Origin of the sequence: Shewanella sp. 3_MG-2023, from assembly GCF_030548765.1 — a bacterium.
Taxonomy (GTDB): domain Bacteria; phylum Pseudomonadota; class Gammaproteobacteria; order Enterobacterales; family Shewanellaceae; genus Shewanella.
Map to the genome: position 1 here is coordinate 72,081 of NZ_JAUOSH010000002.1, position 22,082 is coordinate 94,162.

The 22,082-nt window shown below is 36.9% G+C and carries 18 protein-coding genes; 3 read left to right on the top strand and 15 right to left on the bottom strand.

Annotated features, from left to right (window positions below):
* Positions 1–3: 3 nt before the first annotated feature.
* The 15 genes from Q4591_RS01615 to Q4591_RS01685 all read right to left on the bottom strand — a co-directional run bounded on the left by Q4591_RS01615 (position 4) and on the right by Q4591_RS01685 (position 17,717).
* Entirely contained in the window at positions 4–729 is a 726-nt protein-coding gene (locus tag Q4591_RS01615; RefSeq protein WP_303458996.1) for a tyrosine-protein phosphatase, read from the bottom strand.
* Positions 726–3,041: a polysaccharide biosynthesis tyrosine autokinase gene (locus Q4591_RS01620; RefSeq protein WP_303458998.1), complete on the bottom strand. Its 2,316-nt coding sequence runs from the start codon at positions 3,039–3,041 to the stop codon at positions 726–728. The genes Q4591_RS01615 and Q4591_RS01620 overlap by 4 nt, the downstream gene beginning before the upstream one ends.
* Positions 3,042–3,578: a polysaccharide biosynthesis/export family protein gene (locus Q4591_RS01625; protein WP_102477065.1), complete on the bottom strand. Its 537-nt coding sequence runs from the start codon at positions 3,576–3,578 to the stop codon at positions 3,042–3,044. It lies immediately after the preceding gene.
* Between the two features lie 14 nt (positions 3,579–3,592).
* The gene (locus Q4591_RS01630) at positions 3,593–4,789 is read right to left on the bottom strand and encodes an outer membrane beta-barrel protein (protein ID WP_102477064.1); all 1,197 of its coding nucleotides are present in this window, start codon (positions 4,787–4,789) and stop codon (positions 3,593–3,595) included.
* 30 nt (positions 4,790–4,819) lie between these two features.
* Positions 4,820–6,220 carry an undecaprenyl-phosphate glucose phosphotransferase gene (locus Q4591_RS01635; protein ID WP_303459001.1) on the bottom strand — a complete coding sequence of 467 codons (1,401 nt, stop codon included), beginning with the start codon at positions 6,218–6,220 and terminating at the stop codon, positions 4,820–4,822.
* Between the two features lie 9 nt (positions 6,221–6,229).
* Complete coding sequence (locus Q4591_RS01640; protein WP_303459003.1) at positions 6,230–7,684, bottom strand: phosphomannomutase; 1,455 nt, start codon at positions 7,682–7,684, stop codon at positions 6,230–6,232.
* Positions 7,677–9,110, bottom strand: coding sequence for a mannose-1-phosphate guanylyltransferase/mannose-6-phosphate isomerase (locus Q4591_RS01645; RefSeq protein ID WP_102477061.1), 1,434 nt, complete (start codon positions 9,108–9,110; stop codon positions 7,677–7,679). Before Q4591_RS01645 ends, Q4591_RS01640 begins: the two co-directional genes overlap by 8 nt.
* A gap of 98 nt (positions 9,111–9,208) precedes the next feature.
* Positions 9,209–9,946: a WecB/TagA/CpsF family glycosyltransferase gene (locus tag Q4591_RS01650; RefSeq protein ID WP_102439080.1), complete on the bottom strand. Its 738-nt coding sequence runs from the start codon at positions 9,944–9,946 to the stop codon at positions 9,209–9,211.
* Positions 9,947–9,951: 5 nt separating this feature from the next.
* Positions 9,952–10,740: a glycosyltransferase family A protein gene (locus tag Q4591_RS01655; RefSeq protein ID WP_303459006.1), complete on the bottom strand. Its 789-nt coding sequence runs from the start codon at positions 10,738–10,740 to the stop codon at positions 9,952–9,954.
* Positions 10,737–11,957 (bottom strand): EpsG family protein, encoded by a 1,221-nt coding sequence (locus tag Q4591_RS01660; RefSeq protein ID WP_102439084.1) that lies wholly within the window; start codon positions 11,955–11,957, stop codon positions 10,737–10,739. Before Q4591_RS01660 ends, Q4591_RS01655 begins: the two co-directional genes overlap by 4 nt.
* Positions 11,958–11,969: 12 nt before the next feature.
* On the bottom strand, positions 11,970–12,959 hold the full coding sequence (locus Q4591_RS01665) for a glycosyltransferase family 2 protein (protein ID WP_303410619.1): 990 nt from the start codon (positions 12,957–12,959) through the stop codon (positions 11,970–11,972).
* Position 12,960: 1 nt separating this feature from the next.
* Positions 12,961–13,902, bottom strand: coding sequence for an acyltransferase family protein (locus Q4591_RS01670; protein ID WP_102531345.1), 942 nt, complete (start codon positions 13,900–13,902; stop codon positions 12,961–12,963).
* 89 nt (positions 13,903–13,991) lie between these two features.
* Positions 13,992–14,999, bottom strand: coding sequence for a glycosyltransferase family A protein (locus Q4591_RS01675; RefSeq protein WP_102531346.1), 1,008 nt, complete (start codon positions 14,997–14,999; stop codon positions 13,992–13,994).
* Positions 15,000–15,136: 137 nt separating this feature from the next.
* Positions 15,137–16,471 (bottom strand): lipopolysaccharide biosynthesis protein, encoded by a 1,335-nt coding sequence (locus tag Q4591_RS01680; RefSeq protein ID WP_102477057.1) that lies wholly within the window; start codon positions 16,469–16,471, stop codon positions 15,137–15,139.
* Between the two features lie 76 nt (positions 16,472–16,547).
* Positions 16,548–17,717 carry a nucleotide sugar dehydrogenase gene (locus Q4591_RS01685; RefSeq protein ID WP_102439094.1) on the bottom strand — a complete coding sequence of 390 codons (1,170 nt, stop codon included), beginning with the start codon at positions 17,715–17,717 and terminating at the stop codon, positions 16,548–16,550.
* 1,066 nt (positions 17,718–18,783) lie between these two features.
* On the opposite strand from Q4591_RS01685, the gene Q4591_RS01690 reads away from it, so the two are divergent.
* Genes Q4591_RS01690 through Q4591_RS01700 form a run of 3 tightly spaced genes read left to right on the top strand, consistent with a single transcriptional unit; the run spans position 18,784 to position 21,943 of the window.
* Positions 18,784–19,371 (top strand): transglutaminase-like cysteine peptidase, encoded by a 588-nt coding sequence (locus Q4591_RS01690; RefSeq protein WP_241903532.1) that lies wholly within the window; start codon positions 18,784–18,786, stop codon positions 19,369–19,371.
* Positions 19,372–19,399: 28 nt separating this feature from the next.
* On the top strand, positions 19,400–21,493 hold the full coding sequence (locus Q4591_RS01695) for a LapD/MoxY N-terminal periplasmic domain-containing protein (RefSeq protein ID WP_303459012.1): 2,094 nt from the start codon (positions 19,400–19,402) through the stop codon (positions 21,491–21,493).
* The gene (locus tag Q4591_RS01700; RefSeq protein WP_102520792.1) at positions 21,494–21,943 is read left to right on the top strand and encodes a hypothetical protein; all 450 of its coding nucleotides are present in this window, start codon (positions 21,494–21,496) and stop codon (positions 21,941–21,943) included.
* The last annotated feature ends 139 nt before the right edge of the window (positions 21,944–22,082 follow it).

Below are 22,082 nucleotides of genomic sequence, written 5' to 3' on the forward strand. Positions count from 1 at the left end.
TGATTATTGAAATAGCGAATTAGAAATAGTTCTGGGCATATCTGTCGTTAATGCAAAAGCGTACTCTTCATCAACTAAGCTACTAACCAATTGCTTTGCTTGGGCAATTTTAGGTGGGCGACGTTTTAAGGAATGGCAATCTGAAGCGATGATGGTATACAGTCGCTGTTCTAAAAAATGCTCACTTAACTGTTTTGGCGCATCACCAAAATCCCCCAATAACGAAGCTGCGGTCAACTGCAATAGACAGCCGGACTGGACAAAGGGCTTAATTCTATGGGGGTGGTTTTGCAGCTCTCTATTACGTTCAGGGTGAGCAATCATCGGTAATACATTTTTACTCAATAACCAGCTAATTAACCTATCTGTTCCCGCTGGGATATGGCTACTGGGTAACTCTAATAGTAGGACATCTTTTTGCTGATAATGACCAATAAAAGGCAATTTATGTTGCTCAACAAACAAGACGATTTCTGGTGAAATCCGCACTTCCGCTGCCGCGCGCAATTCAATAGCAATGTTAGAGCTAACTAGGGCTTGTGAAAGCGCCTTATAAGCTGCAGATATTGAGTTGATATCATTGTCATATATGCCTAGATGGATATGCGGGGTTGCCACCATGCGGGTTACCCCTTGCTCCTGTGCCAAAGCCATTAAACTCAGTGCTTCATCAACGGATTTAGCTCCATCGTCGATATTGGCTAATACATGGCAATGTAAATCAATCATACTTTTATATTGTCCAAGTCAGAAAACGGCTTAGGCTTATCTTTGGCGGCATAATCTGCAAACTGCACAGGTTTATCTTTAGGAGTCTGATCTGCGCCGTAAGCTTTATAGTAGCCATAGTCACCTTGGTAATGCTGTGCATCTTTCGTATTAAACTGGTTTAGAACGACACCAAAGACTTTACTTCTCGCTTGATTTAATTTTGCTAAGCTTAATTTAATCACTTCATTACGGGTATGATCGGCTTTTACCACTAATACCGTTGCATCACATAACGAAGTAATAATCAATGCGTCACTGACGGCATGTATTGGCGGGGTATCGATAATGATTTTACTATACTGAGTTTTCAGCAAGGTTAATAACTTCGGAAACTGGCTCGAAGACAGAAGCTCCTGCGGGTTAAGTGGCACCGCTCCTGCAGGCATAAAGTCGACATTAGGTTTAACATCAGCAACGATACAATGAGGCAAGCTTTCTGTACCTGATAATATATTAGCAAGCCCTGGCTGATAAGAGGGTAAACCAAAACGCTCGCCCATACTGGATTTACGTAAGTCCGCATCAATTATCAATACTTTTTCCATCGTAGAAAAAGCAAAGCCTAAGTTCATTGAAGTGCTGGTTTTCCCTTCGTTAGGCGTCGATGATGTCACTTCAATGGTAGAGAAGTCACTGCCCATGGCCATTAATGACATCGATGTTCTTATAGTGCGAACCGCTTCTGCATGTAAAGGCTGATTATTATCGTAAAAGGCGAAGTTAATCTCTTTATAAGTAGCTCTTTTCTTGGCTTTTGGAATATAACCTAATGCCCGCTGCGATAATATTTTCTCTACGTCATCGCTATTTTTAACTGTGTCATTTAACCCATCCAGTATTAATACCATCACCACCCCAAAGCCTAAGCTGGCAAAAAAGGTCAATATTACAATCAGCTTTTTATTGGGTTTAGTAGGATAGATTGGCACAATCGCTCTGTCAGTAAAGCGGGCGATAGGCGAGTCAAAACTGCCGGTCACTTCGGTTTCTTTTTGACGAGCAAGAAAGCTATCAAACAATTGTTGATTAGTATCAACTTCACGCAGCATGCGACGGAAATCAGTATCTATAGTGCTCAGGTTTTGAAAAGAGCCTTTTGATTTATTAAACTGCGCTTCTAACCCCTTCAGCTTACGTCCTGCTGTTTGCGCTTCTTCTTCAATACCTCTCACTAATCTTGCTATTTGGCTATGTAAATTACTCTGTACTGATTTAAGCTCAGCTTTTGCCGCGATCATTTTTGGATGCTTTGGCCCATAAATTTGCTCAAGCTCAGAAACTTTTCTTTCAACAATCACCACTTCACGCTTAACATTTTGAATCGAGGGATGGGAGGTTACTTCAGGTAAGCTTTCTAAACGGCTGATATCAGTAGCACCGTAGCGCCTGACCACGGTAATAAAACTCTCTGCCTGCGCTTTGCGTGAGCGTGCCATGGCAATTTCATCACTTAATCGTTCGAGCTCTTTAGCATCTAACGCTGTGACCCCTTCAACATCAACCAGACCATTCGCCCGCTTAAAAGATTCTAAGCGTGTTTCAGATTCATCTAGCTTTAATCTTAGCTCTTCTAGCCTTCCACCTAACCAAGTATTGGCCTTTTGTGTCATGCCAACCTTTGCTTCCAATTGACTTAAAATATAGGTATCTCCCACCACATTAGCCACTAATGCGGCCAAGGCGGGATCTGAGCTTTCATAACGAATATGGACCAATTGCGTTTTTCTAACCGGTGAAATACTGATATCTTCGGCAAAGGTATCGATTAATTGTTGCTTAACAATTTCTTGGTCAACATTTTCTGTAGCACTCCCTTCAGGCAATAAGTCATCAGGTAGGTACTCTTCGGGAATATATTCTTTTGGAATAAAATCGAGTAAATAGGCTAGTTGACTAAACAAACTTGGTTCTGAGACAAATGCAGGGTGATTTATTAAATCTAATTCGTTAAATACTCGCTCTGCAATTGAGCGTGATTTTATAATTTCAAATTGAGTTAAATAATATTCTTGCTGCCCTGAATTAATACCATAAACTTCATCTATTTTAATAGCATTAGCCTGTTCTGATTCGATCAATAAGGTAGACTTTGCACTGTATATTGGCGTCATTTTCAATACGACAAAAATAACCAAAGCAGTAATCAACATCGCAAAGGTTAATATGCGCCATTTAAAACGCATAACAGGTTTTATTAGCTTTTTGAAATCAATTAGCTGATCCATTTGAATTTGAGGCAATGGGTTGGCTCGCCTTTCCTGCTGAGTCATTTAAAAGAACCTCTGTTCAATGGTAATAGTATCACCAGCAAAAATCTTACTGTTAATGTTGCCACGCTTGGAGTTTACCTTTGCGCCTTCTCGGGAAATATTGATTTTGTCTTCTGAAGCCCGCTCAGTCAGCCCACCGGCTAGTGCGATGGCTTGGTTAACTGTCATTCCTGGCTGATATGGATAGCCACCCGGTTTTTTAACCTCGCCGTGAATATAAAAAGGTCGATATTCCACCATTCCGACATAGACACTAGGCTCAACAAAATAATCCCCTTTAAGACCCTTATAAACAATTTGCTCCACTTGTTTTATGGTCAAACCGTTAAGTTTAATTGGGCCTAAAAAAGGAAAATTAATGGTGCCACTATTGGTGAGTTGAGTTTCCAAGGTTAAGGCGTCCTCACCATACACTTGAATAATAATGGTATCACCAGCCCCTAATAGGTAACTATCATCAGACTCGACCGCCTCTGCAGTCGATGTCAGCATCATGGATACAAGAGCTAAAACTAGACTTAAAAATAGAAATCTCATGATTGCACCAATAATTACAAGGTCATTTCGGCAGTGATAAAATAGATATTACGATCGTAATCAAAGCGTTCTTGTATTGATGTATTGTCAGCAATATCTGCACCTGCTCTTAGCGTCATCCAGCGCAACACTTCAAAATTGAACGAAACGCGATAAACATTGGTGGTATCTTCACGCTCAAAGCCTGTGTAATCGTCTTGTATTCGATCGTACCCGAGAGTGGTACCAAACAAGTCGCTCCAATCATGGTTCCATTTAACCCCGTAAGTGGTCTCACGAACATAATCACCAAATGTATCAGGGTCCTCACTACTGCGACCGGTATAGAAGTCAAACTGACTATAGGTCAATGGTTTCCAAGTTAACTTGGCATCCCAAGCTACACCGCTAAAATCTTCCCGCTCTTGATTATCAAATGCTTTTTTCTGATAGCCGATCCTAATAGAACCCTCAGTGGTACTGGTTGCTTCCCACTCAACACCTAACTGTAAATTTTGGGTATCACTGTCTCTATCTCCGCCAGGATCCATGACGTCATAAGCGGTTTGAATATATTGGTAATCAAGAAAAATACTAGTGGCTGCTCGAGTATCATAAAAAACGGTAGCCCCTAATTTAACGTTATCTTTATTACGGAACTGGGTTAATTCTTTAAAGTTTGTATATTCCTTAGAATCATATAAACCATTAATCCTAACTCTTGCCGGCGTTGATTTAGCGCCATACTCATAATAACCACCACCTTGAAAAATATCATAGGTAGCAGGTTCTGTTGGCAGTCCATCATCAAAGCCAAAATCGAACACACCAGTACCACGATCTTCGTGACCGTAAAAATACTTAGCTTCAAGATTGAAACGATTGCTTTGATTTAACTCTACCTGAGCGCGAGCTTTTAAGAGTGCATCAAGGTAGTTATCGTCGCTACTATCGAAATAATCACCGTACTCAATACCGGCATCAATAGTATAAATGTTATTCCCATCGAGCATCTTTGCCTGCACCGCAGGGGCTACGGTTAATATCCAACTTTCTTCTTCATTTGTACTTCTACTGGCAATATTATCGTCATATTTTAAGCCTGCATTTAATGCTGGAATAAAATCAACACCGGACTCAGTGGTAATTACCCCAGCTTTTTCTTCAGCACTCACATTTGCTATCCCAGCTGAGATGACTAATAGTGTAAATATATTTAGCTTTGTTCTCATTGTTATCACCTATTCCTTTCATTGTGATTTTTAGTAAACATGTTTACCGACAAAACCTTTAAAGCATGTCATAAAGACAATTTTCACATCTAACCAAATAGACCAATTTCTTATATAAGCCAAGTCGAATTCGATTCTTTTTTCCATTTTATCAAGGGTATCGGTTTCACCACGCCAGCCATTTATCTGTGCCCAGCCCGTAATACCAGGTAATACTTTATGACGAAGCATGTAATAGGAAACTAAATGTCTATATTCTTCATTATGGGCAATCGCATGTGGTCTTGGGCCAACCACCGACATATCCCCCATGAGTACATTAAAAAATTGTGGTAATTCATCTAGCGAGGTTTTACGTAAAAATGCGCCAACATTGGTTATTCGTGCATCTCCTTTCTTCGCTTGAATAACCACATTACTGTTTTCAGTCACTGTCATTGAGCGAAATTTCCACACTTTAATTTTTCGCCCATCAAGTCCATATCTATCTTGCTTAAAAATAATAGGACCTTGGGAGTTTAATTTAACCGCGAAAGCAATAACCAATAAGACAGGACTTAAAACAATTAATGCCATAACGCTAAAAGCAAGGTCAAAACTACGTTTATAAAAGCGCATCATCCCGTTAACGGGTGACTCAAACACACTTAAGGTATCAACCTCGCCAACACTGCCTATGCGTGCATGCATTAAGTTTTTCAATAAAAAATCAGGGGTAATGAGCACATCAACTGTGCTGTCGCCTAGCGCTAAAATAATATCGGCAGTTCGCTGCTCCGCAATCATAGGTAAGCAAACATATAATTTCTGAATTTCACCTTTACGTGCAACATCGACAGCATCGTTAATAGTGCCTTTTAGGCAAGATAAGTCTAAGTTTTCAATACGTTCAGGGTCTCGATCATCGTAAAAACCAACACACTCAAAACCTAACTCATCATGTTTCTGTATTTGAGTATATAAGCGTTGCCCCGCCTCAGTTAAACCTACAATGGCTACTTTTTGGACGCTATAACCTTTTTTACGACGAAAACGTTTAAACTCACGCACACACAGTCGCCAACTCACTAAAGATATAAGTGTTAAGACATACCATCCTCCCACTGTTACCCGAGAATAAACTTCACTATATTTAAATACAAACAACAATAGGGTCATAAGCACAAAGGCAAGTGTTACATCCAAAGAGACGATCCTACACATGGTAGAAAACCGCCCTGAACGCCATGAGCGATAAAGCCCTAAAGACTCACCAATATAGCTATAAAAAAACAGCACCCCAATCAGCACTAATAAGTAGTCCTTATTGAAAGTAATATTATAGCTATGCATCATGATCATTAATGCGGCGGCAATAATGGCAATATCAAAGATACGCAATAAGAAACTAGAACGGGTACCGACAAATTGAAGTGTTGATGGACTTTCCATTTAGCTCACCTAATTAACTAACGATGCATTTAAATTGATGTTCAATAACTGATACAAAGTATGTTCAACTAATTGTTTAGCTTTGGATATAGAATCACTTTCGGCGTAACATCTAAATTCCGGAGCATTACCCGATGGTCGTAAATGAACAATATTGCCATTAGTAAAACTTAAGCGTAGTCCATCTGTAGAATTAACTTCTAATAATTTATTTTTAGATAGGTTTAATTGCTCAAGTAAATACTCTGGCTGCTGTAAACCTAATTTAATAATTTGTTTACTGCGTTCAGTATTAAAATCTGTCAAACGGTCGCTATGGGTAAAGCGTTGGGGTAATTGTGCTACTAATCCTGCAATAGAGTTAGAATCAGTCTTACTCAAAGCACTATGAAGTACCATCAAAACAGGCAATACAGCATCGCGAGTAGGTAGTGCAGTCAAACTATGTCCATTAACCTCGATAGTAGACCCCAGCAAGAAGCCCCCATTAGCTTCAAATCCAGCAATACGACTACTTTGCCTTTCTACCTCAGAAAACGCGGCTATCACATGGGGGGAGCCAATTTTAGTTCTTACGACTAGATCAAAATAGTGGCTTAGTTCTATGGCGGTATTACAGCTAACGGGTACAACTAATCCATCGATATCTAACGCCTTGGCGGAAAGTAACCCCAGAATGTCACCACGCAGCCAGTTACCTTGCTCATCAGCGAGCAATGGTCTGTCACCATCACCATCAGTGGAAAATAACGCATCAAGCTGATACTCGTGCGTCCACTCGATCGCTTTTTGACAATCTGCGTCACTAACTGCTTCAGTATCAATAGGCACAAAGGTATCACTGCGACCAATGGATATAACCTCGGCACCCAGCTTTTCAAAAATGAGTGGATATAAATCGCGCCCAGCACTTGAATGTTGATAAATGCCAATGCGCTTACCAGTTAACCATGGCGAATCAAATAAACTCACATAACGATCTATGTAATGATTTTCAGCAGCATTATCCACGGTAAGCAAGGGTAGTTGCTCTACGCAAGGATAATAATATTCACTATTTAAAATCGCTATTTCATCGGCTTTAGTAATCTCACCATCAGGCCGATAAAACTTTAATCCATTTCGGTCAAAGGGAATGTGGCTTCCTGTCACCATGATACAAGGAACCTCTTGGCTCATCGAAATACAGGCTAATGCTGGCGTTGGGATAACACCATAATAAACAACCTTTACATCACACAGCTCTAGAGCTGCAGCACAGGCTTGTGCCATCGTAAAACTGCTTGGACGATTATCTATCGCTATTGCGATTGTGTGAACATTAAAAGAGGCTTGCATGATATTTAAAAAAGAGACTGTAAAGGCAGCACACACATCAACAGTGAAATCACATACCAAACCTCTGGCACCGCTGGTTCCAAAACCGATATGACTTGAAGCTATCACTTGTTTTGAATTAAGCATTTGATACGCCTTTTGTTGCTACACGGCCATATCTGTCTTCAAAGCGTACAATATCGTCCTCGCTGAGATAGGATCCCGATTGCACTTCAATTAATTCTAGAGGCACTTTACCTGGGTTTTCTAAGGCATGGATAACACCAACAGGGATATAAGTAGATTGATTCTCAGTTAATAAAATGTCTTGATCGCCATTGGTTACTTTCGCAGTTCCCGATACCACAATCCAATGCTCTGCTCGGTGATAGTGCATTTGCACTGATAACTTTGCCCCAGGCTTGACAGTAATTCGCTTGACTTGAAAACGTCCGCCATGATCGATGGAGTCATATTTCCCCCAAGGGCGATAAACTTCGCGGTGGTGTTGCCACTCGCTGCGTTCATGAGTTTTCAGTTGTTCTACAATATGTTTAACTTGTTGAACATCAGCTTGTTTTGAAACTAAAATCGCATCCTTAGTTTCAACAATAACCACATCATCTAAGCCGATAGTTGCCACCAGTTTTTCAGTGGCATTAACATAACTATTGTTGGTATCTATACCAATAACATCGCCTTTAAAGACGTTTCCATGGGGATCTTTATCTTCAATCTCCCATAATGCAGACCAGCTGCCGACATCGCTCCAACCGCAATCCATAGGCACAACCACTGCATGCTTGGTCTTTTCCATAACAGCATAATCAATTGAGTCTTCGGGACTTGTAATAAAAGCCGCTTCATCGACACGAATAAAGTCTACATCATGAGTAGTGTTGACCATTGCGGCTTCACAAGCGGCAAAAATATCAGGGCTATATAATTTAAGTTCTTGTAAATAAACACTGGCTTTAAACAAAAACATGCCGCTATTCCAATAATAATGCCCAGTGGCAATATAATCTTTCGCAGTTGCTAAATTCGGCTTCTCAACAAACTGAGAAACCTCAAACCCAAGCTCATCAGCGAGTAACTCACCCCGTTGAATATAGCCGTAACCTGTTTCTGGCGCTGTCGGCACAATGCCAAACGTCACTAATTGGTTATGTTCTGCTAGGGTTACCGCTTTGGTGACAGCCTCACAAAATGCGGTCTCATTCTTAATGACATGATCTGCGGCTAGCACTAATAATAAAGGGTCTTGCCCATTGCGAACCGCATACATAGCAGCAAGTGCAATTGCGGGGGCGGTATTTCGCCCTTCGGGTTCTAATATAATTCCGCTGTTATCTATATTGCCTAAACGAAACTGCTCAGCAACAGAAAAACGATGTTCTTCATTACAAATAACTAAGGGCGCTGAATGAATAATTCCATCTAGTCGGTTCGCTGTTGTTTGCAACATTGAATGATTATCTAACAAAGTAAGAAACTGCTTAGGAAATTGCTGGCGAGACAATGGCCACAAACGAGAGCCTGAACCACCTGCCATAATTACGGGTAAAATCATATTCAACCTCGATAAAAATTATTTTTACAGTGACCAATAGGGAATTTAACGTTAAAAAAGGAGCGATGAGCGTTACCAATCACTTTAATAAGGATTAATTAATGCTTTTGATGAATGTACTTTATGAATATCGGAAAAATTTTAACGCCATTAATAACATACCGACCAAATAACCTTCTTGGTGATTGCATTAATCTAAAAAACCATTCTAGTGATAGTTTTTGAAATATCACAGGCGCTCTTTTTTCCTCACCACTTAAAAATAAAAAGGAAGCACCAACACACAAAGCCAGACCTGAAGCACCTGCCTGTTTAAGTTTTTGGCATAGAATTTCCTGTCTTGGTGAGCCCACGCAAAGAAATATTAATTTAGCAGGATTGGCTAATACAAAATCAACACACTTACCTACTTCAATATCATCATCAATAAACCCCATCGGAGGATTATAATGATTAACTGAGCGTAACTTATATTTAGCTTTTACAAAGGATATAGTTTCATCTGAGCAACCAATAACTGTTATATCAAAATCTTTTTCTGGCAAAGTCTCTATGATTCGTTTGGTTAAATCACTACCTGGAATAACATCTCCGATATCAACCCTAGCCAGCTTAGATAAGAGATTTAAAATTCGGCTATCATTGACAGTAATATCAGCTTTATCATATATAGTTTTAAAGCTTGAATCAGAGTTGTACCTGATGACATGGTCTACATTAGGCGTAACTAGCATTGAATATTCACCATTATAATTAACAATATGATGAACCAGATTATCGGCTGTAAAGTCATTAAAATTCACACCCAAAAAATTATTCTTTTTTGTAAAATCCATTTTATTCACCTTATGAAAAAGTCAGTAACTTTAATTTTGTTAGAAAAAAGAAAGACTAACCCTACACAGGTTTTTCTTGCTGTAATCAGCATCAATGCAAGTGAGCTAAAGCAATGATTCTTTAACACGCCGAAAGAGCCTTTGAAGTATCGATATCTGAACTCAGCAATGGGATCGCGATGGCCAATTAGGTTTGAGTTGCTAAACCATATATATTTAGATAACAACATTGCTCTAATGGCAAAATCAGTATCTTCACCACCATTATTTTCACTGCCAACACCGAAACTCTCATTAAAACATCTCAATTCAGCGACAATCTGACTTTTATAAATAGTGGTGTTTGAAGACGCGTTTTGAACCAATTTATAAGCAGAATGCTTTTCAATACCACCAACAGCATCTATCGGGCTGGAACAAAACTTGGTATAAAAAAGGTCGCAATCATTGGTACTTACTAACCCTTCAAAATTGAGCCAAAAACTCGTAGGATACCAGCAATCATCATCGGGAAAGGAAATGTAATCATAATCACTAAGAAGATCGAAAACTCTCTCGATAATAAAATTTCTTGCTTTAGATAGTGAAATGATATCTTTAATGTAAAAGTGTTCGGCATAATAATTATCATTATTAGCGGGTTGAATCATTTCAGTCTGAGTGTAGTTTTGAAATAAAACAGCATGAAAGAAGACGGCCTCACTACTTTGCGAGTGCAAGCTATTAACTAGGCGTTTAAAGTCTGAGTAGTTAGTTTCATTATAAACGCAAGTAGTTATAAGTAACACTTTCATAAATCAATACCTAAATAATAAATGGGTGAATCAATAACAAAATCTAGAAAACTACCATTATATATATATGCTGTATAAGTAAGCTTCAGGTTGAAATAGGTAAAGCCTAAGATCAAACAAGAAGTAAAAATACTTAAATTAGCATTTTTGTAATATGAGAGCTTAGTGCTGAAATAATTAAAGATGATAAAATAGTTAAGCCACTTAAAAGAATCATAAAAGGTTAAAAATCTTAGAGGTAAAAAAGAACTAATATGACAAAACATCAGAGCAATGAATAACACCACTAAAAAACGGTAAACATTCCTATATTTTGAGTCATAAAAAAATACAATTATCCCACTAAAAATAAAAATACTAAAATCAATCAGTTTAACAACTAGACCTCTTGATTTATCTTCGAGATCTTCATAGTGACCACTAAGGTTAAAGTATACAGCAACATAAAAAATAGATAACAACACCGTTGCCGTTAGTAATAGCTTGTATGATATGTAGTTAATATTGTACAAACAAAACAATAATATTAGTGCGGCCATCAAAACCGTTGAATTATGAGTAAACACTGAAACAATAGAGAAAAACAAACAAAACCATGGCTTTTTTATATACATAAAATAAAAAGTCAGCACCAGAAACGAACTGGCCACCTGTTGTCTGATTAAATTATATGCATTACCAAAATCATAAAACACCAACATTTGAAACAAAACCAAAGAGCAACATATCAAGACATTTACTTTTTCGCGCTTACAGATCTCGATAATCACAAAGGTTGGAATCAGATAAATCACACAGTGTACCCAGAGAATATAAGCTGGATAATATCCATTGGTCGCTTTACTCGAGATATAAACAAAGAAATGATACAGGGGCTCACTTGCTTTCAATGACACGCTAGCCAGATCATCTTCAAAAGCATTAAAAAAACCTAATTCATAATCTGAAAAATTAGTAAAGTAAGTATAATACCATTCTAGGTCGTTACCCTTTACGAAAAACTCCCGATTAAAATTGATTAAAATAAAGAAAAACACAAGCGATATAGGTAGTAGCTTTACCAATTTATAGTTGTGAGTATAAACAATCAAAAAAGCACAACAAAGAAATGATAAAAAAGGAGTAAATATAGAAAACAATATTAAAACAGCAAAAACAAATGAAAACTTAACATTTAGAATACTATCATCATCGCTATATGATAAGTGACTATCCACAAGTACTCCTTGTTAATTACTATGTTTTATTTTATAAGCCATTCTTTTTATCAAGAAAGGTAAGCCTGTTACGGTTTTCAGTGCATAAAAAAATGATTTACCATTAATAAAAATAGCATTACCATCTTGCTCTATCGAATACAAAAATCTTTTGGTACCAATAAACCTTTTTTTAAAGGAGTTGAGTCTTGGCATCACTATATAATAAAAACAAAGATATTTTTTCCTATATAATATAATCGCTTTCAATCTCTGATACTCAGCATCGTCTAAATTAAGACTGTTGAGTAACTTTTCTTCATATTCAAATCTAAGCTTAACCGTCTGATAAGAACACGGTGTATTTGAAATTCGATACTCATCATGATCCACATGGATAAATGTTGGCTGCTTAAAAAACAGCACACTTAGCTTGCTTAAATGTATTTTAAGGATTAGCACATGGTCTTGGTATTTTTTACAATTATCAAAGCCACCAATTTGCATCAATGCTTTTTTTCTGCCCATAACCATAGGAGTATAACAGTTACCATCTTCGAGTAATTCAATCGGAGTGGTTCCCTTGAAGTGGCAGAAATCTAACTGATATTTTTTCCCATTAAACTTAGAGTACATATCACTGCAACAAATATCGTACTCGCTGTGCTCATTAAAAAATTGAAGTTTAGCTAAGGTTGCTTCAACAAGCAGCATATCGTCATCATCTAAAAAAGTGACGATTGAGGTTTTGGTTAATTCAACCCCTTTATTACGTGCTATACAAGCGCCTGAATTATCATTTAAAGCATAATATAATAAGCGGCCATTAAACTCAGGGGCTACGTTATCTATTAGCGCTTTAGTTGAAACCTGGTTAGGTGTATCTAGTCCATTATCATCTATCACCACAATTGATATATCTGGATGCTGACAAGAATGTATTGATTTTAAAATCTTTTCAGCTCTGCCATAAGTAGGGATCACCACGGTCAACTTGTTAACATCATTGTCTTTATCCAACATACTACCTACCTAACACGTAATGAGTCATCCAACTATTACTACTTAATAGTTTATCAATAACAATAGAGCCTGCGATGCCTGCTGTAAGCCCAACCATAAAAACTAAACTCGTATTTAATACATCAAAATAATTTAAAAAAATCCGGCTTGATGCCGTAAAGAACACATGGAACAAATAAATAGAAAAAGAATAAACTCCAATGTACGAAAGCCATTTCATCTTTATTTTCAATAAAAACAGAGTAAAACAAAAGCTAAATCCAATGCCAATTCTTAATGCTCTGTCATCGAAGTCAAAGTATAACGATAACCCGTAAGACACCAGTATCGCTAAACTAACAGTTGACATTTTTTGCATAGCAGAGGGGAACCTTGAGTTCATCATGCCAAATAAAAAGAATGGTAATAAGTAAAAAAAACCATCTAAAGATAAATAGTTAACATCAACGCCTAAAAGGTAAATAACGATAGAAAGAACCAAAATAAAAACAGACGTTAGATAACTATTGAGCAGATTAAAAAACTCAAACAAAGTAACTAAACAAAAAACTAAAAAAATCGCCTCTAAAAACCAATAATGGCCGACAGGAATAATATGCATAAGCCAAAAGTTTATCGTTTCTCGATTAGTCCCTGGCACATAAAACTGTAACAAAGCAAACAAAGTTCCAACCGTTAGCATAGGGTATAGCAATCTTGCCGTTTTCTTTTTTAAAAAAGGAATAAAATTGCTTTTTAAGGGTCTCATACCATATATGAGTCCTGATAAAAATGAGAAAAGCGGCATACGAATATAAATAAACACATCATTAATATCACGTAATACGCCTGAGTCTATTCTCATTCCTTGCGTAGATGAAGATCCAATTACGTGATAACTAACTAACAATATACATGCCACCCCCCGTAACGTGTCAATTTCAAGCTTTCGACTAGCCAACATAATTAAATCCTTATGTTAAAGCATCTTACGAAAACAAATTTCCTATAAATCCATTTAAAAGATAAATATTGTTCATTAAAATAATGCTATCAACTAAAAATTATCATTTCACATTCATATAAAAACAAAATAGACAATGAGCAATAAAATGAATATTTTTTATACTTGCTACTCTTTGAAGAATCTACAACGGGTTTAGATAAAATCCTGTTTAAAATCAATCTTGGATTCTTAATATAATTCTTATATGACTGGGGAAAAAAAGGTAAATGACCTTTCGAAAACGCAAACAAGGTCGACAAAGCCAAAGGGGGATCTATTTTATCTCCTGCCAATTTAAATACTGAGATAACTGAATGATTTTCGGTATTTATTTTTTCATTTTTTATGTAGGATGACTCTCTCAAAGCCACCTCAACTCTAGAAGAAACAACCTCTTTTGAACGGTTAACAGTTAAGGTACCAACACCTCTGGTCACACAATAAAAAACTTCATCCAACACACTAATTTTATTCGCTTTACTCCCTGACACTAAAGAGAACATCACATCATTAGATGCTAAAACCTCATCAAAGCGAACATTATTCTCAACTAAGAATTTACGTCTAAACACCTTGCTCCAGGGGACATAAAATTTATAGCGGATATCTTCACATTCAGACTGTAAATAGTTATCAATCAATTTAGCATATCGAACATGCCTGTCTGACTTTTCTTTTTCAACCAAACAAAAACTGGTTGGTTTAAAGTAGCAAATGTCACAATCTTTTTTAAGACCAGAACAGATAGTATCAAAAGCATTATCTACAAAATAATCATCGGAATCAGCAAATATGATAAATTCTCCTTTAGCATGCTTTATCCCAATATTTCTTGCCGCGCCAGCACCTTTATAACCTGATTCATTAGTCAGCACAGTCAAGTTTTCATAATGCTTAACCATAAACTCATCTATATAGTCAGTCACTTTCGAATGACTATTATCATCTACAATTATAACTTCCACATAGTTTTTGGAAGGTATTGTTGATAACAATTTATTCAAACCATTGATATTGTTATAGTGAGGGATAATGACTGTATATTTATAACTCATTTGCTAAGCCCTTTACCTATCTTTAATAGTGCTAAATAAACCATTAAGAACCCATTCAAATAAAATGCATATTGAACATGTAAAGTAAAACGGAGAAAAATTAAAATAAATCACTGACTGACACCAAATATTAATAATCAAAAATTAGTCGCTAATACAAAATTTGCAGCTAAAATAATTACACTGCTGATAACCCCGTAGGATATCGTACCAAATACACTTGACAGGCCTGAAGGAAAAATATGTTTACTCATTAGCAGGTAGCATTGAATAAAATTAATTGTAAAACTGATAACTATTAACCAACAAAGCGTTTCTAAACCACCTAAATATACCCCGATAACAATGGCACTTACGCTGGTGAGGGCATGGTAAAAGCCGCATTTCAATAATAAATCTGCTCTACCCGCAGCTTGGTAAAAACCACCACTTGAACTAATCACCACTTGAGTTGGAATTGAAATAGAAAGAATTCTAAGCAATATAGATACATCCCCCCATTTATCACCAAGTAAAATGAACACGATTTCATCGGCAAAGATACATATTAATATTCCGACTAAAGCACCAAGCAATGACATATATTTAGTAAACTTTATATGTAACCGTTCAAATTCAGGAGGGTTTTCTCTAAGCTCCTTCATAACAGGTTGTATTGCCGGCGCCATTGCAAATGTTAATATTAACAGTGGGTATCTCATCAATCGATAGGCTTTATCGTATATCCCTAGGCTTGTTGCACCTAAGTACTTACCCACTAAGATATTATCTAAATTTTTTGAAAAGTAGTTTAAAAAATTAAAACCGGCTTGATCCTTTGAAAAAGCCAATATTTTTTTAACATGGCCTAATTCTCGGCCAAAGTGCGGAATACCTTCTTCTGTATTCTTAGCGGCAAACAGTATCAAAATATATCGAAAAATTGAGACGACCAAAGGCTTTATCGCTAGCGCCCATATAGGTTCAAAATAGTCTAAAGTGAGCAGTAAAAAGACAACGGAAATGATCTCTGCTATTGCTTCACATCGCGCTATGGTAATAAATTTTTTCTCTCGGTTTAGTGCAGACATCGGCACTATAACCGAGGTGTTAAACACAATACTAATGCCAACCGGAATAACTAAATATTGATATATGTCATCACCATAAAACCAAGCAATAAGTGGAGATATGATAAAGAAAATTACAGAAACCGCAGCACCCAAAACCCAAGTAAAACTGTAAATACCATCGCGCATCTGCGTTGATATTTTGGATTCATTAATTAAAGCAGGCCCAAAACCCATCTCGCTTAATAGGGCAAAAAATACAGCAAATACTTGAATAACAGCAAATATACCAAAAGTTTCAGGTGTAAATATTCGCGCTAGTATCATCATTGATAGTAACTGCACTAAATACACTAAGTATCGACCTGTTACGCTATAGAGCATTGAACTAGCTAATTTTTTCCCATTTGAAATTTCAGGCATGAATCACTTTTAGTCCTTTAACAGTACCGAGGTTAGTTGCTCTTTCGTTTCAAATATTCACAAAGTTCCAAAGCGACTAATAGTCATTGCCAAACAAATCTCGGGTATAGACTTTTTCTAATACATCATTTAAATCGGCTGTAATTCGATTAGATACAATCACATCCGCACTAGCTTTAAATGCTGCTAAATCTCGGTACACTGGTGAGTTAAAAAACGTATCTTGCTCCATAACAGGTTCATAAATAATCACTTCTATGCCTTTACTTTTAAGGCGCTTCATCACGCCTTGAATACTTGAGGCCCTGAAGTTATCTGATCCTGACTTCATGATTAATCGATAAATACCTACAGTGTTAGGGTTTCGCTTTAGAATAGAATTAGCAATAAAGTCTTTTCGAGTGGTATTAGAGTCAACAATTGCTGTTATCAGATTATTTGGCACATCAGCATAGTTAGCTCGCAGTTGTTTAGTATCTTTTGGTAAACAGTAGCCGCCATAACCAAAAGAGGGGTTATTATAATGATTGCCAATACGAGGATCTAAACCTACTCCATCGATTATCTGCTTGGTATCTAGGTCAAGGGATTCTGCATAGGTGTCTAGCTCATTAAAATAAGCCACTCTTAAGGCTAAATACGTATTTGAGAATAGTTTGACCGCCTCAGCCTCTGTCGACTCGGTAAACAAAACTTTGATATCTTGCTTTAATGCCCCTTGAACCATTAACTCAGCAAATATTTCAGCGCGTTTACTCTTCTCTCCCACAATTATTCTTGAAGGATATAGATTGTCGTACAGTGCTTTTCCCTCACGTAAAAATTCCGGTGAGAAAATAATGTTATCGCAATTTAACTTTGCCTTTATCCGTTCGGTATATCCAACTGGCACAGTAGATTTTAAGATCATCACAGCGCTAGGGTTAATCGAAGTCACTTGTTCAATAACCATTTCTACAGAAGAAGTATTAAAATAATTTGTTTGAGGATCATAATCCGTAGGAGTGGCTATAATCACAAAATCAGCACCTTGGTAGGCGCTGACTTTATCTAAGGTCGCTGTAAAGTTTAACGATTTATTTGCAAGAAAATCTTCAATTTCAGTATCGGTAATTGGCGACACCTTGTCATTGAGGAGGTTAATTTTGGACTCAATAATATCTACAGCAACAACCTCATTGTGTTGAGCAAGTAACATAGCGTTCGATAAGCCAACATAACCTGTACCAGCAATTGCTATTTTCATTTAAAACAACACCCTTTTTAACATATAAGTTAATGTTTTTTTTGTAAATCTTATCGGTAGATTCAATAGCAAAAAATTATAATTCCACATATCTCTAGATGGCTTTATCCACGCTACCGCACTGAATTTTAGCTTCCAGATTGCTATAAAAGTTATGAATAATTTAGCTAATAATTTACAAATTTGATTGGCAGTTAGGCCGCTTCAACTTTCAAATCCAACCAGAAAACTTAGCAACAAATGAAAGTATAGACACTCACATGAATCTCGGTACAAAGTATGAAAATAAAAATTGATCTTCATTAAAGTCTACGCCATCTAAGTTAATCGGCTTCATCAAGCCCACTTAACAATGATGTTACATTGAAGCATACATGAAACCCCTGTCAGTTTTTTGAAACCCTATAACCTCAATTCAAAAATCAACCTAAAGTAGCCTAATTACTCACCTCGGTATCAAACTAAGTACTATTACTGCGAACCAAGAATAGTACTTTAGTATAGGTCACCCTTGCACTTGGTGGATCCTCAGAGCTTAGAACGCATCCATCTATGCCTGAGGCTGCTGTATTTTGGTGCAATGTTAACTTTAATAAACACCAACCACTTAGGGGAACTAAAGCTAGCAACAACAAAAAAACGTTTAAATACAATAACTAAAAATCAAAATTAAGCGTGTTAAGTAATAATTATAAAATAAGGCCATTAAATCGCCCTAAATAGCTGTACATAATTCAATCAAGATCCGTGCCAAAAACAAAGCAAGTTAGTAAGTACCAACAAACAATGTAACAATTTTGCAATAGTTTAGTCCCTAGAAATCTCGGAGCTTAAACTTAGAACACTGCATGAGGCACCTAATTAAATACGTCATTATATTGACGATCATTAAGGCCAACTTCGCTATGATGAAATTTACAGATCCCTTATTGCACATTTTTGCTACAGTTTTAGCATCTCTATGGATAGGTTGGGTGAGAAAATTAATTCATTGCGTGTTGATTTGAATTGGCAACGCTATTGGCTGTTAATACCAATAGTGTTTTCTGCTGTTTGCTTTTCAACAATGAACCACAATATTTTTTCTGGCGCGTTTTTTACTCAAATTGAACTAAAATATGGACTTAACAGAATCGATGACTTTCATAAGTGGCAATCAATTATTGAAAAGGGAGCTGAGTTTTCTGACAGTGAACGCTTGCACTTGGTTAATCAATTTGCCAATCGACATATTAATTTTGTCAGCGATATCGAACATTGGAATAAAAATGATTACTGGGGGACACCGATAGAGTCATTGGGCACTAAAGGTGGCGATTGCGAAGACTTTGCAATTTTTAAGTACTTTACTTTAAAAGCAATGGGAGTCAGCGAAGAAAAAATGCGCTTAATGTATGTTAGAGCGTTATTAATTGACCAACCACACATGGTACTTATTTATTTTGATAACCCTAAGGCCATGCCCTTAGTATTAGATAATTTGACAACAAGCATTAAAAAATCAAATCAACGGACTGATTTAAAACCAATTTACTCATTTAACAGTCAAGGCTTATGGTTAACTAAAGCACGGGGATTAGGTTCAAATCGCCCTGTTAGTACTGGCTCTAAAAGTTGGACAGATCTCGTTAATAGAATAGAGAATGGTGAATAACATGCGAAAATGGAATTGGAGTCGCTGAATGGTAAACAAAGGAATGTCGCTAAAATTACAAGTATTTTTACTTATTAGCTGCTTAACAGTTTTTAGTTTCAGTTTTGGTTTATATAACAATATCTCGACCATGAGAGACTATTTAAATGAACAACTTGCTTCTCATGCTCAAGGCGCGGCACATAGCTTAGGGCTTTCAATTTCGCCTTATATGAACGAGCAAAACCTTGTTGTTGCAGAAACAATGACTAATGTCATTTTTGACTCGGGTTATTATCAACTAATTCAATTTACTGACATCGATGAAGTTGTTCAATTTAAGCGAACGATTGATTTTCCCACTTTATCTGTGCCCAATTGGTTTATGGCCAGTTTTCCATTACAACCTCCCATAATGACCAGTGAGGTAAGTGATGGTTGGCGTTTAGCCGGGCAGTTATCAGTGCAGTCCCATGTTGGTATTTCCTATAATAACTTATGGCATCATGCAGTAACGAGTCTCACTACCACTTTTATTCTATTAATTATTACCTTATTAATCGCTTACTTCATTTTAAAAGCAGTACTAAGACCGCTAAAAACCATTGAGCAACAAGCCAATTCAGCGTCAAAAAAACGCTTTATTACCAACCCAATTATTCCTTTTACTACAGAGCTTAAAGCGGTCGTCGATGCTATGAATCAGATGATTGCTAATATTCAGCGGGCCTTTAAAGAACAAACCCAACTTGCTGAAAATCTAGCAAAACATGCCTACATAGACTCTTTAACAGAATTACCAAACAGACGCGCTCTATTAAAAAATTTCGAATCGATTCAATCAACAAATACACCACAAAAAAATCAGTTCTATTTAGGCTTGATAGCCCTGCCATCGCTAAAAAGTATCAACGATAAACAAGGATATGCCGCCGCTGATGCCTATATTAAGTTAGGGGCCAATATTATTAGCAAGCAACTTAATCAAATCACCGAAATACAGCTTTATCGAGTTTCTGGGTCAGAATTTGCTTTTCTATCGCCATTAACAGAGGATGCTGTCAAATTAGTCCATAAGCAATTAATCGATATTTTAGTGGCTAACAAAACAGAACACGACGTTGAAGATGGTTTTGCAAAATATACAGTGACTTGTATTGGTGCCAATGAAAGCTTTAGCGACACACTCAAACGATTAGACTCTCAATTAACCACTAACCCATATTGCGACAAACACGCTGAGTTAATACTGTCACAAGCTGACAATAGCCATCATACACGGGAAGAATGGGCTCACATTTTAACTCACTTTACTGAATACTTTATCAACGAGCTTAAACACTGCAACCAAGATAATTTTGAGCTTAAATGTATTCCTTTAGATGACTTTTTTGATTTACTGCTACAACCGGTAGTCGATAACCAACAATCAATTATGTATGTTGAATCCTTTGTGGGCTTTAAATTTAATGGAGAGTCTTTACCCACACTAGATGTATTTTCCATGGCCGATAAATTGGGCGTATTACTTGAGCTTGAGCAAGCAATAACTTGTTTCATCTTTTACAAATTAACACACATAAAAAAAACACCCATAGCTATTAATATTAGCAACCAAGCGATACAAAGCTCTGCTTTTACTCATTGGCTATTTAATTTATATCAACTACAACAAAAAAAACTTCCACCACTTTTGTATGAAATTAAAGAATCTGGCGTGATACTTTCGTCAGCTGTTACAACCTCATTTATTAATAAAGCTAAAGAATTAAAAATTGATATTGTCATTGAAAACTTTGGCTCAAACTTAAACTCATTTCACTATATTCGTAACTTAAACGTTGATTTTACTAAATTAGATCCTTGCTTTGTACATGATATAGATCAAGCTGACACACGCTTTTTTGTCCAGACAGTTACCCAAATATGCCATGGTATTGGATTAAAAGTCATCGCTGCGCAATTGGAAACACCAGCCATGATAGGCATTTTTTCCAATATCCATGTGGATGGTCTTCAAGGCAACGGTTTGTATGCTGTTCAAAATTTGACTACTCTTATACCAGTGACATTAGATAGTTCATGGAGCTGTACTTTACAACTCAGTGACTTTTGTCCCCCATCAAACCATGAGGCAGAATAAATGTACCCTAACAAATTAACGCTCATTTTGATTGCTGCAATATCTTCAACGGCGTTGTCAGCAGGAGCATATGCTGTATCTCAAACAGATTTTACCAATGGCGTTCAGACAGCTGCTAATTCAGGGACGAGTTTAGCTGATTACACGCTCACTCAAATGCAATCATCACCTGCAGAACAAACCAATATCCTCGCTTTTGCTTTACAGGCGACTTTTGGCAAAACCGCAACTATATTAGAAGTGCTTAGTGCTGCACAAACTGCAGGAATGAACGCTGATGATGCATTGGCTATCGCTATTGCAAATGGTATAGACCCTTCAATTGTTGCAGAGGTCTTTGAGGAGACACTCACTGCCAGTGGTGGCACATTTGGAGCAGCTCCAGCGCCTGGTGCTCAAGGTTTCGGTGGTGGCTCTGGTGGTGGTGGAGTAACGGCTTCCAGCAACTAATTAGTGTTTATCAAGCACCCTTGCCTTTTATAAAGAACTTGGGTGCTTTTTTATAGCTATTATTAGTTAAAAATAACCGCGATTAAATTTAGCTCATTAACGAGTATTTGTTGCTTAAACTGCAATGAAACCCTACAAA

Excerpts from the sequence above, each read along its gene's own strand:
- Q4591_RS01655 (WP_303459006.1), bottom strand. The coding sequence starts at position 10,740 with ATGAAAGTGTTACTTATAACTACTTGCGTTTATAATGAAACTAACTAC.
- Q4591_RS01645 (WP_102477061.1), bottom strand. The coding sequence starts at position 9,110 with ATGATTTTACCCGTAATTATGGCAGGTGGTTCAGGCTCTCGTTTGTGG.
- Q4591_RS01700 (WP_102520792.1), top strand. The coding sequence starts at position 21,494 with ATGTACCCTAACAAATTAACGCTCATTTTGATTGCTGCAATATCTTCA.
- Q4591_RS01650 (WP_102439080.1), bottom strand. The coding sequence starts at position 9,946 with ATGGATTTTACAAAAAAGAATAATTTTTTGGGTGTGAATTTTAATGAC.
- Q4591_RS01635 (WP_303459001.1), bottom strand. The coding sequence starts at position 6,220 with ATGGAAAGTCCATCAACACTTCAATTTGTCGGTACCCGTTCTAGTTTC.
- Q4591_RS01675 (WP_102531346.1), bottom strand. The coding sequence starts at position 14,999 with ATGAGTTATAAATATACAGTCATTATCCCTCACTATAACAATATCAAT.
- Q4591_RS01670 (WP_102531345.1), bottom strand. The coding sequence starts at position 13,902 with ATGTTGGCTAGTCGAAAGCTTGAAATTGACACGTTACGGGGGGTGGCA.
- Q4591_RS01640 (WP_303459003.1), bottom strand. The coding sequence starts at position 7,684 with ATGCTTAATTCAAAACAAGTGATAGCTTCAAGTCATATCGGTTTTGGA.
- Q4591_RS01630 (WP_102477064.1), bottom strand. The coding sequence starts at position 4,789 with ATGAGAACAAAGCTAAATATATTTACACTATTAGTCATCTCAGCTGGG.
- Q4591_RS01680 (WP_102477057.1), bottom strand. The coding sequence starts at position 16,471 with ATGCCTGAAATTTCAAATGGGAAAAAATTAGCTAGTTCAATGCTCTAT.
- Q4591_RS01625 (WP_102477065.1), bottom strand. The coding sequence starts at position 3,578 with ATGAGATTTCTATTTTTAAGTCTAGTTTTAGCTCTTGTATCCATGATG.
- Q4591_RS01620 (WP_303458998.1), bottom strand. The coding sequence starts at position 3,041 with ATGACTCAGCAGGAAAGGCGAGCCAACCCATTGCCTCAAATTCAAATG.
- Q4591_RS01615 (WP_303458996.1), bottom strand. The coding sequence starts at position 729 with ATGATTGATTTACATTGCCATGTATTAGCCAATATCGACGATGGAGCT.
- Q4591_RS01665 (WP_303410619.1), bottom strand. The coding sequence starts at position 12,959 with ATGTTGGATAAAGACAATGATGTTAACAAGTTGACCGTGGTGATCCCT.
- Q4591_RS01685 (WP_102439094.1), bottom strand. The coding sequence starts at position 17,717 with ATGAAAATAGCAATTGCTGGTACAGGTTATGTTGGCTTATCGAACGCT.
- Q4591_RS01690 (WP_241903532.1), top strand. The coding sequence starts at position 18,784 with ATGAACCACAATATTTTTTCTGGCGCGTTTTTTACTCAAATTGAACTA.
- Q4591_RS01695 (WP_303459012.1), top strand. The coding sequence starts at position 19,400 with ATGGTAAACAAAGGAATGTCGCTAAAATTACAAGTATTTTTACTTATT.